This window comes from Rahnella sp. ChDrAdgB13, assembly GCF_017655185.1.
Taxonomy (GTDB): Bacteria; Pseudomonadota; Gammaproteobacteria; order Enterobacterales; family Enterobacteriaceae; genus Rahnella; species Rahnella contaminans.
In genome coordinates this window covers 1-14,638 of sequence record NZ_JAEMGT010000051.1, presented here as the reverse complement: position 1 = coordinate 14,638, position 14,638 = coordinate 1, and the positions used below count along the sequence as shown (strand labels likewise).

At 52.3% G+C, this 14,638-nt stretch carries 6 protein-coding genes and 1 pseudogene; 6 read left to right on the top strand and 1 reads right to left on the bottom strand.

Annotated elements, in window-relative coordinates; translation table 11 throughout:
* The 3 genes from J8X26_RS14780 to J8X26_RS14770 all read left to right on the top strand — a co-directional run.
* The coding region (locus J8X26_RS14780; protein WP_208951259.1) for a hypothetical protein at positions 1–230 on the top strand (230 nt) is incomplete at its 5' end.
* A 251-nt stretch (positions 231–481) separates the two neighbouring features.
* The gene (locus tag J8X26_RS14775; RefSeq protein WP_208951258.1) at positions 482–1,072 is read left to right on the top strand and encodes a hypothetical protein; all 591 of its coding nucleotides are present in this window, start codon (positions 482–484) and stop codon (positions 1,070–1,072) included.
* A 5-nt stretch (positions 1,073–1,077) separates the two neighbouring features.
* Complete coding sequence (locus tag J8X26_RS14770) at positions 1,078–1,989, top strand: Kiwa anti-phage protein KwaB-like domain-containing protein (RefSeq protein WP_208951257.1); 912 nt, start codon at positions 1,078–1,080, stop codon at positions 1,987–1,989.
* A gap of 68 nt (positions 1,990–2,057) precedes the next feature.
* On the opposite strand, the gene J8X26_RS14765 is transcribed toward J8X26_RS14770, so the two are convergent.
* Positions 2,058–2,486: a hypothetical protein gene (locus tag J8X26_RS14765; protein ID WP_208951256.1), complete on the bottom strand. Its 429-nt coding sequence runs from the start codon at positions 2,484–2,486 to the stop codon at positions 2,058–2,060.
* 315 nt (positions 2,487–2,801) lie between these two features.
* On the opposite strand from J8X26_RS14765, the pseudogene J8X26_RS14760 reads away from it, so the two are divergent.
* The 3 genes and pseudogenes from J8X26_RS14760 to J8X26_RS14750 form a co-directional block, all read left to right on the top strand.
* Positions 2,802–3,017: pseudogene (locus J8X26_RS14760) on the top strand (transposase); the annotation flags it as partial.
* Positions 3,018–3,568: 551 nt separating this feature from the next.
* A complete protein-coding gene (locus tag J8X26_RS14755; protein ID WP_307803478.1) occupies positions 3,569–5,206 on the top strand; it encodes a ShlB/FhaC/HecB family hemolysin secretion/activation protein in 1,638 nt (545 codons plus the stop codon).
* A gap of 22 nt (positions 5,207–5,228) precedes the next feature.
* Positions 5,229–14,638: hemagglutinin repeat-containing protein (locus tag J8X26_RS14750; RefSeq protein ID WP_208951254.1), on the top strand; the 9,410-nt coding region annotated here is incomplete at its 3' end.

Sequence of the window (14,638 nt, the reverse complement as noted above, 5' to 3'; positions counted from 1 at the left end):
GCGTTCACGTTAAACCAGAATCTGCGTTCACGTTCCACCAGAATGACTGTTCACGATCGGCCAGAATACGCAGCCTCCGGCTTTCTGGTGAGCAGGTCAAGAACGGCAGCATGGTATTCGCGATAAAGTGCCAGTATACAGATGCTCCATCTTCGGCCAGTTTCTGGAACACCATCTTTGACCGCCTCTATAACCTGACTTTTGATAAGAATCATGTTGGTTCAGGCTAAAATATAATCCTACTTGTAGGTACAGTGTTTTTCTGAGAATAACCAAGTCCGCACTGTCTATAGCATGCTTATTATGATCTTGGTAATGTTAATGAATCGGAGTTTCATTGTTTTTTGAAGAAATGCGGGAGAGAGTTTCATCACGAAAGTTATCTATTCTTGAAAAGCATCGTTGATGCAACAGATGAATTATTGTCTAATCTTCATCGGAAGGAAAATCCCATGCCCTATAAAGAGTTACAGGAGAAATCATGAACCCCAGGTTACTATTTGCTTTTGCAATATTCCTAGGATCATATTTACCTTTAAGTACTATTTTACTGGTGCAAGATATAGATGATAAGAAAAAAAATGGTGGTCTTTGCTGGGACTTCCTTACATCTGCTACATGCAGTATTCCACTTCAGAAGCCATTTCTTTCAATTGGTTTTTTTCTTGTCTGTCTAATGTGTCTTTTAATATCTTGGGTTGCATTAAAATTTGCTGGTTCTGAGGGGCAAAAGATAAAAATTATAGATTCTAAGTACTGTCCTTCTGATTTAATGAATTATGTTCTTCCTTATATTGTTTCATTTATGAGTATAGATTATTTACAAACCAACAAGTTTTTTGGTTTCATTATTTTCCTCCTATGGCTTTTTTGGTTGTCATATAAGTCTGGGCAAATAATACTGAATCCAATGCTTATGGTATTTAACTGGAAAATGTATGAGGTTACTTATCGTTTCCCAGGAAGTCAGGATGTATTTTCTGGCGTTGTTTTATCTAATCTAAGTATTGAGCCGAACTCTGACCATGAGTACGAAACCGTACAGTCTGTTATTGTAATTGATAAAGGATGAGAATTATGCTTGAAACACTTAAGAACTTTAATCTTCAAGAAGCAGAACTATCAGTTTGGGTTTTTAAGAAGAGGGTTTCTGAAGGGAATCCAATATTCACAGGGAAATGGATTACTGTTGATCAAAGGTTGAAGCAAGAACTTATAGGCTTTATCGATGATGAGAGAGAAAACTATACTGAAGTAGTTAATTATTCATTATTAGCTCAAAATAATGAAAATAGCCTTATGCAAATTGGTACGGGGGAAACGTCAGCAGTCTCAGTGGCTGTTGTTTCTGCGAATCAAACACGAGAAAAGAAAGTTACTGATATTAAAGAGCTTTCTAACTGTGAGTTCTATTCAGTAAAATTAGTTATAGGAGATGTTGTTCTACATTGTGTTAAAAAGACGGATTCATCTTGGAGCACTAAAAAAAGTAAAGGATTAAAGAATATCATTTACAAAAACAACAAACTATCTATTGATGATACACCAAAATTTAACATTTCTCGGGATTTTGATTTCTTTATTTTGGAAGAGAATGTTTTTATTAAGAACAAAAAAATATTTGAGTCAGTTCTTAGCTATAAAAATGCCCATATTTCTGATTTCAGTGAGTTAGTCGATGAGGTCGAATTCAGCCAAGCCTTTACCGATCCTGAACCTTTGAAAAGGTATGTTGGTAATAATGCTATGCAGTTAAGGCGGGCCTCTGCGATTAAACAAAAAGGTTATTATAAAAACCCTGACTTTATGAGGAGTCTACAGGGTAATGCAAATCGCTTTAGACTTAATTTGCAATTTGATGCAAATGGAAAGATCATTGTGAATGATGAGTGTTGTGCGGATATCTTTCAGGCATTACTCGATCATCGACTACAATCCCACTTTGCTGCTCATATTTATGATGTGCCAAATGCTTCAATGGTTAGCTAGAGTCAATTTTGGTTTATATAAATCTATTTTTAGGGATGGTGATATTACCCATCCCATATATTTATAACTTAATTGTTTTTAAGTCTTTCTTCAGGTGTTTGCCATTTGATCAAACGCTCAATTGCTGACGTACCAGACAAGAATTGCTGTGTAAGTGAAAGCCGTTCGAGGACACTCATTTGATCTCGGTCACTCATTTTAAGTGCATCTTTCTCTGCTTCTTCGAAAAATTGCTCGACTCGTTTATCTTCAGTCCATTGCGCCATGATTGAAAAAAGCTCTTCTTTGCTTTGTTTAGCTGCTTCGTTGGCTTTTCGGATAGTTTCTTCTTTCCGCCACCTTTCTTGTTGTATCAGCTGTTCTGCGTGTCTTTTTTGTCTTTCTAATTCAGCTTCTCTCAATTGTTTTTCTAATTCTGGCACCGCGGATTTAAGTGATTTGATGGTGCTGGTAATACGGCTGGAAAGTTCTTGTTTTTTTGTTTCATTCCAGCTCATAGTCCATTCTGTCGATGAGTAAGGAGAGTAAGCCAGTAGACGCAAGCGTCCACAGGGAAGGTCATTTGTTGAAATCCATCTTGAGTTGAAGTGATTTTTACCGATAGCTGCCATCAACTTAATATTTTTCTCATCTCGAACATAGCGACCTTATACGCTTTTTTTTGCTACTTTTTCAGACATTTCAATAATCGTTATGCCAATAAAAATGCCGTCGATACTGACTAAAGTTGAGTGACCCTACCCCAAAATCCTGCTCCATTCAGAAACAAAATTCCGGCATGACAAACACTCCCCTGAACGGAGGTGGTGCCGATGAAAAAGTCACGATTCACCGAAGAGCAGATTGTCTTTGCCCTCAAGCAGGCCGAATTGGGGGCGTCCGTACCGTATGTCTGCCGCAAACTTGCTATCTCCGATGCCACGTTCTATACGTGGCGTAAGAAATACGGCGGAATTTCCCCATCTGAACTCAAACATATACGGCAACTGGAAGAGGAAAATCTTAGGCTGAAGAGGCTGGTTGCTGATACACCAGGCTAATAACAGTAAGCTGCGGACAGTAGTCATGAGTTTTTACATCGTCTGATAACAGTTAACCTTTGAATAGGAATTCTGAAGATTTACATCCAGACGGTAATAATAATCCTAATGACATAATTCGGACTGTTTTAAGTACAACTTTGATGATTTATCTTAAAAGTGAGCTTTATTAGCTAAACCCATAAAAAACAAGTTGTTATCACTTTTCCTACATATAGGAATATTCCTGCCTATTATCTTATTTTTAATCACAAACAAAGCGTCATTACGCAAAGTTTGTAATAAATTTACGGAAAATTACATTTGAGCTTGAGTTGTTAATAGAAAAGCGTATTTTACCCCCGTAAATTTCTTATGGATCGATTGTCATGGCTGACGTATCAGGGAAGAGTCTTTTCACTGCAAAGAATAAACCATTCATTTTTTCTGGTTTAATCCAAATTAATAATTGTCTTAATGTTTTAAATCTAGTGAAATATTCTGGTGAAAGTCAGATTTATAAGTTATTCCAGCGTCTCTCGCGCCCGGTTGTTGTTCTTATCCTGGCGGGATTGCCCTTTCATTCCAGCGCAGCGCTTATCAGCCCGGCCGATCGCGATGCCGTTCAGCAGCAACAGCAAGAACTATTACAGCAAAACAGCCAGCAGCGGCAATCTTTGCAACGCAGCATTACGCCCTCGTTGCCTGCCACGCGTCCTCCTGTGGCGCCACCGGGCGGCCCGTGTTTTCTTATCTCATCCATTGAACTCGCTGGCGCTGAACATCTGCCGGCGCAGGCTCAGCGTGAACTGACGCAATCCTATCTCCAGCGTTGCCTTTCCCTTGGCCAGATACAGACGCTGGTTAAACAGGTATCAGACTGGTACATCAGCCGGGGTTATATCACCAGCCGGGCTTTTCTGACTGAGCAGGATCTCTCACAGGGTCAGTTACGCCTTCAGGTTCTGGAAGGAAAGCTCGAAGACATTGAGCTTGAGAAGCAGGATGCCCGGATGCTGCGTACCGCTTTTCCTGGCCTGAGAGGCAAAATTCTCAACCTGCGTGATATCGAACAGGGAATGGAAAGTATCAACCGACTGCGTAAAGCGCCGGTTCAGATTGAGATCCTGCCCGGCACCCGGCCCGGCTATTCAATTGTTAATCTGACGGCGACCCCGGAGTTTCCGCTGACGGCGGGCATTGGTTTTGATAACAGCGGCCAGAAAAGCACCGGTACCGGCCAGATCAATGGCTCACTGACCGCCAATAACCTGCTCGGGATTGCCGACCAGTGGTTTGTTTCCGGTGCGCGCAGCAGCGATTTTGCCAGTGACCACAATGCCCGCAGCGTGCAGGCCGGATTCAGCGTGCCTTACGGTTACTGGATGGTGGATTACAACTACTCTTACAGTGATTATCTGACGACCCTCAACAACCGGGGCTTTGACTGGCGTTCTGACGGTGACAGTCAGACTCATCGTCTGACCCTGTCTCGCGTCCTTTTTCGCAACGGCGACATGAAAACCGGTGCAATGCTCGGTTTGTCTCATCGTATCGGCCGTAACTACCTCAATGATACCCGCCTTGACAGCGGCAGCCGCAAACTGACCAGCGTGACGCTCGGGGTTAATCACAGCCAGAAAGTGTGGGGTGGGTTCGCCACGCTAAACCCGTCTTACAGCCGTGGCGTTCCCTGGCTAGGGGCCGAGAACGATGCGGGCAAGTCGGGAGACATGCCTCGCGCTGAGTTCGATAAATGGACGTTATCAGGCAGCTACTACCTGCCGTTAGCGCAGGAGTGGAACTATTTAACCAGCTTCTACGGGCAGTGGACGCCGGATCGCCTGTATGGGAGCGAGCGTCTGACCCTCGGCGGGGAAAGTTCGGTCAGGGGCTTCAAGGAGCAATACCTTGCCGGTGATAAAGGCGGGTACTGGCGTAATGAAATCAATCATGACCTGTTCACGCTGTCGTTGATGGGCACTCTCAACGCAGTGGCGGCCGTCGATGGCGGCTATCTCGGGCACGACAGTCAGGACAGTTTTGCCTCTGGCACGTTGTGGGGTGGATCGGTGGGGGTTGGCAGCCGCAACCGCTATTTCAGCAGCCAGTTCACCGTGGGCTGGCCACTCGCGTATCCGGACTGGCTCAAGCCTGACCGTGTCTCCGTGTATTACCGCGTAAACGTCGTACTTTAATTTTCAGGGAAAGGTATCAGGGATGAACACTCACAAACCCGTCAAACTGGCTCACCGTGGCCTGACGTATTTGCTCTGCAGCCTGCTGGCGTGGCAGCCGTTGCTGCCTGCGTTTGCTGCGGGCGTCAGCGTCGCAGAAGGTAATACGACGTTAGATAAAGCCGGTAACGGCGTGCCGGTCGTCAATATCGCAACGCCTAATCAGGCGGGCATTTCCCATAATAAATACAACGAATTCAACGTCGGTAATGAAGGGCTGATCCTCAATAATGCCACCGGTCAGCTGACGCAAAGCCAGCTTGGCGGGCTGATACAGAACAACCCAAATCTGAAAGCCGGGCAGGAAGCGAAGGGCATTATCAACGAGGTGGTGGCGCCTAACCGCTCCCAGTTGCAGGGGTACATGGAAGTGGCGGGTAAAGCGGCGAACGTCATGGTCGCTAACCCGTACGGTATTACCTGTAGCGGCTGTGGCTTTGTCAATACGCCCAATGCCACGCTGACCACCGGCAAACCGGTGATGGGGCCTGACGGCCAACTTCAGTCACTTGAAGTGACGCAGGGCGCAATCAGCATTCAGGGCAAAGGGCTCGATGCCAGCCAGAGTGACAAGTTTGCGCTGATTGCCCGCGCCACCGACATTAACGCGCAGCTCTATGCCAAAGACGCGGCGATCACGCTCGGTGCCAACCGTGTCGATGCGGCGGGGAATATCACCCCGATAGCAGGCACCGGCGAAGCACCGAAGGTGGCCATTGATACCGGTGCGCTCGGCGGGATGTATGCCAATCGTATCCGTCTGGTTTCCAGCGAAAAAGGGGTGGGTGTTAACCTCGGTAACCTGAATGCCTCTGTCGGCGATATGCAAATTGATGCCAGCGGTAAACTGACGCTGAGCAACGCCACGGCGGCCGGTAAACTCACGGCCAATGCGCAGGATATCGCCCTTCAGGGCACTCAACAGTCCGGTGGTGACATGACGCTGAACGCGGATGGAACACTGGCGGTACAGGGCAGCCGTGTCACCAGCGGGGGCAATATGGCTCTGGCGTCTGGCCAGTTAACCTCTGACAGCCCGGCGCAGGTGTCGTCGGCAGGGAATATCAGTGCCAGCGCCCGCAATGGCGGTCAGTGGCAGGGCAGCCTGACGGCGGGGAAAAATCTCCAGCTTGATGCCGGAGATCTCACTAACGGCGGGCTGATTGCTGCGGGCGAGAATGCCCGTTTGAACACCGGAAAACTGACGAACACGGGCACATTGCAGGCACAGGGTGAACAAACTGTTCAGGCAACGGCACTGGGTAATCAGGGTAAAATTCAGACCAAAGGCGCGCAGACTATTCTGGCTGACAGCCTGCACAATAGCGGCACACTGGCCACTGACAGCGCGTTAGCGCTCACCGCCAACGCTGACATAGCAAACACGGGCACGATTGCCGCCGGGGGCGACAGCCGTGTGACGGCGCAAAAGCTGAGCAATAGCGGGCTGGTTCAGGCGCTGGGTTCACAAAACCTGGGTGTCTCAGCCCTGAGTAATACCGGGAATATTCAGTCCGGCGGGGATCAGCAGATTTCTGCCCACACGCTGGACAATCAGGGGCTTATCGGCTCGCAGCACTCACTGGACCTGCAAACTACCGACCGGTTAACACTCGGCGAAGCGGGGTCGATTTTTGCCGGTGACCGGCTGACGATGAGCGGCGGTCAGATGACCGTTGACGGTGTGCTAACGGGTAAAAACGGGCTGTTGCTCAACGGCGCATCGATATCTGCCGGGCAAAACTCGCTGATCACCAGCCTCGGCGATATCGGCTTTAACGCGGCGCAGCAGTCGTTGTACGGCGGGCTTTCCACGCCGGGAAATGTCAGCCTGAACGGCAGCGATATTCTTGTCGGAACAGGCGCCGGTATTCACAGTGATAACGGCCTGTCGATATTCGCCAGTCATCAGGTTTCGCTGGCAGGGGCGATGGATGCGCAGAGTGTGGACATCGGCGGCGGTTATCTGGCGCTGACGAACACCGGTTCACTGGTCTCAACCGGGGATATGCAGTTATCCGCCCGCCAGCAGCAACTCGATGGCGTCACCAGTGCGGGCAATAATCTGACGATCAACGCCGATCGGCTGAACGCCGCACAGGGCGGTAAAACCTCCGCGCAGAACGACGTGCTGGCGAACATCGCCAGCGGCGGGCAGTGGGCGGGCAGCCTGATTGCCGGGCGGGATCTGAACTTTACGTCCGGCAATTTCAGCAACAGCGGCACGCTCGCGGCTAACCGCAACGGCCAGTTCAGTTTCGGTACGCTGACCAACGGCGGCCTTTTGCAGTCATTGGGGGCGCAGCAGCTTAATGGCGACATCTTCAACAATAACGGCACGGCGCAGTCCGGCGGTGACCAGACGTTCACCCTCAATCAGCTTAACAATCAGGGGCTGGCGGGGACAAACGGCGATCTGGCGCTGAACGTGCGTGACGGCGTGACCACCGGAAATACCAGTACCTTACTGGCTGACGGTAAATTGACGCTGGACACCGCGCAGGCGGATTTGAGCGGCACACTCACCGGCATGCAGGGCGCGGATCTCAACGTCACGACGCTGACAACCCGCGCAGGCTCCGTGCAAACCAGCCAGGGCGATGTGAACCTGAATGCCGGTTCGGCCACTCTCAATGGATTCCTGTCTGCTGATGGCGCGATGACGCTGACGACCGGCCAGCTTTCTACGGGTAGTAACTCGCAAACGCAGGGCAAAAATGCGCTGAACCTCACGGCATCACAGCAGGCCGATTTAGACGGAAAACTTGTCACACCGGGCACGCTGACGCTGCTTGCCGGGATCCTTAATAACGTCGCGGCGCTTGGTGCGTACGACGTTACCCTGCAGGCCAGTGCGATAGACAATGAGGGGAGTATCACCGCAGATAACAGCCTGCAAATAAAAGCCGATACCCTTCACCAGAACGGCCAGCTTGCGGCACAAAACCAGATGACGTTTACCGGCGGATCGCTCATTAACCAGGGCAACCTCTTTGCAGGTAGTCTGGATATTACCGCCACGGACAATCTCACCAATCAAACCTCTGGCGTGATCACCGCTACAAACGGTGCCACTGTCTCCACCGGGTCTTTCATTAATGACGGGACACTGGCCGCGAAAACGGCAGGTCTTCGCGCTGGCAGCGTGACCAACACGGGGCTGCTGCAGGGCACGGGTGATTTCAACCTCGTTGCCGATGGCCTGACCAACAGCGGGCAGATCCTCTCCGGCGGATTGCTCGATTTGCAACCGGGTGAACTGCGCAATCAGGGACGTTTGCAGGGGGATACGCTCAGCGTTACGGGCAACAACCTTACCAACAGCGGCACGCTGCTGGGCAGCAACGGGCTCACCTTCAATGTACAAAATACCCTCAACAACACGGGCAGCCTGCTGACGCAAGGTGGGGTGACACTCGGTGCCACCACGCTGGAAAACAGCGGCCAGTTGCTCAGTGGCAAAGACGCCACGCTCACCGTTTCTCACCTGAACAATCAGGGGCAGATACAAGGCGATACGCTGACGCTCATCGCAGACAATGCCGATAACAGCGGCAACCTGATTGGCCTGAATGCGCTGACTGCACAGCTGCAACAGGATCTGAATAATGCGACCTCCGGCAACCTGCTGACTCAGGGAGCGCTGAAGATTTACGCAAGTCACGTCACCAATGAAGGCAGCTGGCAGGCTGACAATACTGAACTGCACGCCAGCCAGCTTGATCTTAATGGCACGATACAAACCGTCTCGCGTGCGACGCTTAACCTTACTGATGCGCTTAACACCGGCGCTCAGGGCAAGGTTATTTCCTCCGGGCTGGCCCTATTGCAGGCCGCCAGCCTCAACAATCAGGGAAACTGGTCGGCAGACAATCTTACCCTTCAGGGCGACAGCCTTATAAACGGCGGCACGGTCACCGGTGTCAGCCAACTGGCGGCGACGCTCAGCGGGACTTTAGACGTACAGCAAAACGGGGCATTACTCAGCGGCGGCACCAGCACCCTGAATGCCGCAAGCATGACCAACGGCGGCAACATTCAGGCCAACGCTCTGATACTGAAAACGCAGAGCCTGTCTAACGCCGGGCAGCTTCAGGGGCAGCAGAGCCTGCAGGCCACGGCTCTGCGTGACATCAACAACGCGCAGGGCGGCACATTGCGCAGTCAGGGAACCTTAGATCTCAATGCGCAGTCGCTGCTCAATCAGGGGCAGCTGCAGGGCGATGGCGTCAGCCAGCTGACCCTGACGGATAATCTCAATAATCAGGGCAGCCTGCTGACAGGCGGCAAACTGACACTCCTCGCGCCAACCCTCACAAACAGCGGAACGCTGCAGGCTCAGGGGCTTAACGTTACCGGCAATACGCTGAGCAACGCCGGGACACTGACCGCTCAGGGCGACGGGGTACTGAACGTCGGCACGGTGAATAATCAGGGCCAGCTTCAGGGAGACCGGCTGCAGCTCACCGGGAACGTTCTGCGCAACAGCGGGACGCTGTTCGGCAGCCAGGCACTTAACCTCAATCTGCAAAATATTGAAAACCAGTCCGGCGGTAATCTCTTCAGTGCAGGGGCGCTGACACTGGTTACCCCTATTTTTACCCAGTCAGGAAGCGTACTGGCACTGGGTGACCTGACGTTGCAACTGGGGTCGGGATTCACGCAGACCGGCACTCTGGCGGCAGGTCAGGCACTCACCCTGACCACTCAGGGCGACCTGACTGTGCTGGGCACACTGCAGGGGAACGATATCTCTCTGAGCGTGACCGGAGATTTTGTGAACCAGGGCCAGCTGCGCGCCGGTGCCGGTAATGTGGACGTTGATGCGCGTAACATTACGCTCAGTGACAGCGGCAGCGTGCAATCGGGTGGCGGCATTCTGCTGAACAGCCGTGGCTTTATCCGCAACAGCGGGTTTGTCGGCGGGGCCGGTAACCTGGTGATGACGGCTGCCACTGACCTGGTTAACAGCGCGCTGATTTACGCCGGTAATAACATGCAACTGCTGGCGGACAGCCTGCAAAATACCCGCGGGGACATTCTTGCGGGCAACAGCCTGTGGATGCAAAAGGATGCTGCGGGAAATGCCAGCCGTGAAGTCGTTAACACCTCCGGGAATATCGAAACGACTCAGGGTGATATCACCATTAACACCGCCCATCTGCTGAATCAACGTGACGGGCTGACGGTATCTGAAACCTATCAGGCCGCAGAGAACAGCCCTGCACTGAGCGGAGCGAGTACGATTTCTGTTCGTCTTGGCGATTTAGCTGACGATATGCTCGGCGTTTACACCACTTCGCGCCAAACCGGTTGGGGCGGCAGCAACGGTAATCTGGAGTACATAAGAGAGAACTCTCTGGCACCGACCGCAGAAGGTGCGATACAGAAATTTCTTGTCGGTACGTCAACCGTTGGCGCGAATGCCTCCGGGGGAGCTGCACGCATTGCGGCGCAAAGAGATATCAATGTCTCTGCAGGAACACTTGATAACATTGCCAGTAATATTCTTGCCGGGGGAAATATTTCACTCAGTGGAGATGCTCTTAATAATCAGTCCTACGTGAATAGCATTGAAAATAAGTACATCACTTATCAGTACACCGGAAATACGGGCACGGCGTTTAAAGACTCAACGACGATCTCTGATTTGAGAGAAACGGGATATAGCGATGCCTATGAGTTCAAAAATACACTTAACTCTTTGGTCACCTTTAACCTCACTGACGCGCCTGAGTATGAAACGTTCAGCACCGGCGAAGGTTACCGTTCCGTCATTCAGGCTGGCGGGGCTGTTACTGCCAGCTTCAGTAATAACATCAGCAATACAACCACGACCGCCAATGCGGGCAGTTTGTCGCATGTTATCAGTGCGCCAACATTAGAAAGTGCATCCGGCCTGCAACCGGTCAGCGGGGCACAAAGCCAGCAGCTGGCGTCAGGAAAAGATCTGGTCGTTGGATCCGTTCAGTGGAATGAATCGGTCAGCAGCGCCCTGCAGCAAATCGGTAATAACGGCGCAGCGCTGGGGGATTATCCGTTGCCATCAGGCAATAACGGCCTCTTCGTGGCGAGTCAGGATCCGGACAGCCCGTATCTGATCACCACCAATCCGCAGCTGGGGATCGTGGGTAAAACCGATCCTTCGCTATTTAATGCATTGAATGACTACCTTGCACGACCGGCTGGTTCGGCGCTAAGCCTTGATGCATTGCCGGGCGGCATTCCCGCTGCCGGACAAGTCGTTAACCCTGCTGTGACGCCGGGCACGCCAACCACACCACGTATTGAGACGGCGGCGCTGTACACCGATCAGAGCAAGTTTATCGGCTCCTCCTACTTCCTCGACAGGCTTAATCTGCGCCCGGATTATGACTATAAATTCCTCGGCGATGCGGCGTTTGATACCCGTTACATCAGTAATGCGGTTCTCAGCCAGACCGGCCAGCGATACGTTGCGGGCACCGGCTCAGATCTCGAGCAGATGCAGTATCTGATTGATAACGCCGCCGCTCAGCAAAGCGCGCTTGGCCTGCAATTTGGCGTCAGCCTGACGCAGGAACAGGTCGCTGCGCTGACGAAAAGTATCGTCTGGTGGGAGAAAACCACGGTCAATGGCCAGACCGTTCTGGCACCGAAACTTTATCTTTCTGCTAATGACACCAAGGTGCTAACCGGCAGCGTGATCTCCGGTAGTACCGTCAATCTTGAATCCGGGCACATCGTTAACGCAGGCAGCACATTGCAGGCCGGGACTCAGCTGACAGCCAAAAGCAGCGGCGCACTGGATAACCTCAATGCCGGCCTTATTGCCTCCAACGGCAGCCTGCAGCTCAGTGCATTAGGGGATATCAACAACATCGGTTCATCGATTTCCGGGCAGACGGTTGCGCTGCAATCCGTGAACGGGGATATCAATAACGTCACGCAGGCGCAGCAATGGGATGCCGCGCCGGGCAGCAGTAAAAATAAAACCGCGCTGCTGACCTTCAGTGAAACGCAGACCGGCGACGTGGCCAGCATCACGGCCGGAGAAGGGCTTTCGCTCAGTGCCGGCAACAGCATTAACAACACCGGCGCGAGACTGACAGCCGGCAGTGACCTGCAACTGATGGCGATGAATGACATCAATATCATGGGAAATGCGCTGAGCACGCAGAGCACCACTGCGCAGGGTAGCTCACAGGTGACGGACAGTCAGGCCAGTGACGTCAGTGCTTCAGGCGCATTAACGGCCAGCGCTGGGCATGATCTGAACATTACCGGTAGCGCGATAGCGGCCACAGGCAATGCCAGCCTGTCCGCAGGGAATGACATCAACCTCAACACGATGGACAAGAGCAGCCATCAGATGCGTGGCAAAAACCAGACCGACGACGACAATGCCACCCGCAGCGCTGTCAGCAGCGGCGGCGATCTGACCCTCAGCGCCGGGCGCGACCTCAACTCGCAGGCTGCCCAGCTAACAGCCGACCTGGATGCTTCACTCAGTGCCGGCCGTGACGTTAATCTGAACGCGCAGCAGACCGGTACGTATAGCGAAAATCACGGCAATAAGAGCGTCAGTATTCGTGAAACGGTCCGTCAGGAAGGGACTGAGGTTGCCAGCGGTGGCGACACGAAGATTATCGCCGGACGGGATATCACGACGCAGGCCGCACAGGTTTCCGCCACCGGTGATCTGGCTCTGAACGCCGGACGTGATGTGAATATCACCACCGCGAAGGAAAGTGATTACAGCTACCACGAGAAGACCACGGTTAAAAAAGGTTTCCTGTCTAAAACGACGACGCATACCGTTAAAGAGGATTATGCGAGTCAGGAAAAAGGCTCGGTACTGAGCGGTGACAATGTGTCTGTTAGCGCCGGTAACAATCTGACGGTAAAAGGGTCGTCAGTGGCTGGGGACGGGCAGATGGATCTTGCCGCAGGCAACAACGTCGATATCGTTGCCGCGACCGATGAACAGTCCAGCTATCGTCTGAATGAGAAGAAAAAGAGCGGCCTTATGGGCACAGGTGGCATCGGCTTTACCCTTGGGGAGAGCAGTTCCCGCCATGAAATGAATGAGGAAGGCACCACTCAGAGCCAGAGTGCCAGCACCGTCGGTTCAACGGGCGGTAATGTCAGTATCGTGGCGGGTGGGCAGGCACACATCAGCGGTTCTGATGTGATTGCGGGCAAAGATCTCAGCATCAGCGGCGACAGCGTAATTATCGACCCCGGCCATGATAAGCGCTCACGTGATGAGAGTTTTGAGCAGAAAACCAGTGGCTTAACCGTCGCGCTGTCTGGCGCAGCGGGCAGTGCCATCAACTCTGCAGTGACGACGGCATCAGCGGCGAAAAGTGAGTCAGACGGTCGCCTCGCGGCTTTACAGGGAACCAAAGCTGCACTTTCCGGCGTGCAGGCTGAACAGGCTATGGCACTCAATGCTGCCAAAGGTAACGATACGTCCGCATCGTTTGGCGTCAGTGCGACGCTCGGGTCACAAAAGTCGTCTTCGTCCTCGCAGCAAAGTTCTGATGCTGTTGTCGGGTCGACCCTGAATGCCGGGAATAATCTGTCGATTACCGCAACAGGTAAGGGTCAGCAAACAAACAGTGGTGACGTAACGATCGCGGGCAGCCAGCTGAAGGCAGGCGGTGATACCGTTGTGAGTGCTGAGCGGGACATCCTGCTGACTGGCGCGGCCAATACGCAGCAGTCTTCCAGTAAAAACGACAGTAGCGGGTTTGGTGTCGGGGTAGACGTTTCCATTGGGCAAAATACAGGGTTTGCCATTACGGCCAATGCTAATAAAGCGCAGGGTAACGACAAGGGAAATGGCACGCAGTGGACGGAAACGACGCTTGATAGCGGTAAATCGCTGACGTTGCAAAGCGGGCGCGATACCACCCTTCAGGGGGCACAGGTCAGCGGTGAAACGGTGATTGCCAATGTAGGGCGCGACCTGACGCTCTCCAGCCAGCAGGACTCCGACCGTTATGACGCTAAACAAAGCAGTGTATCGGGTGGCGTGAGTATCCCTATTGGTGCCAGCACCAACGCAGGCGCTCAGTTCAGCTACAGCCGCGATAAAATCCACAGCAATTATGATTCGGTGCAGGAACAGACCGGAATTTACGCCGGCCAAGGCGGGTTCGATATTACCGTGGGCGAACATACCCAGCTTGACGGCGCAGTGATTGCCAGCACGGCCAGTGCGGATAAAAATCGTCTGGATACTGGCACACTGGGCTTTACTGATATTCACAATCAGGCTGATTTTAGTGCTGAACACCAGGGCGGCTCTCTCAGCACCGGGGGCGGCATTGCCGGTAACCTGCTTTCGAACGTTGGCAATCTGTCGCTCTCGGGGGCGGGTAATGACGGACACGCCAGCGGCACCAC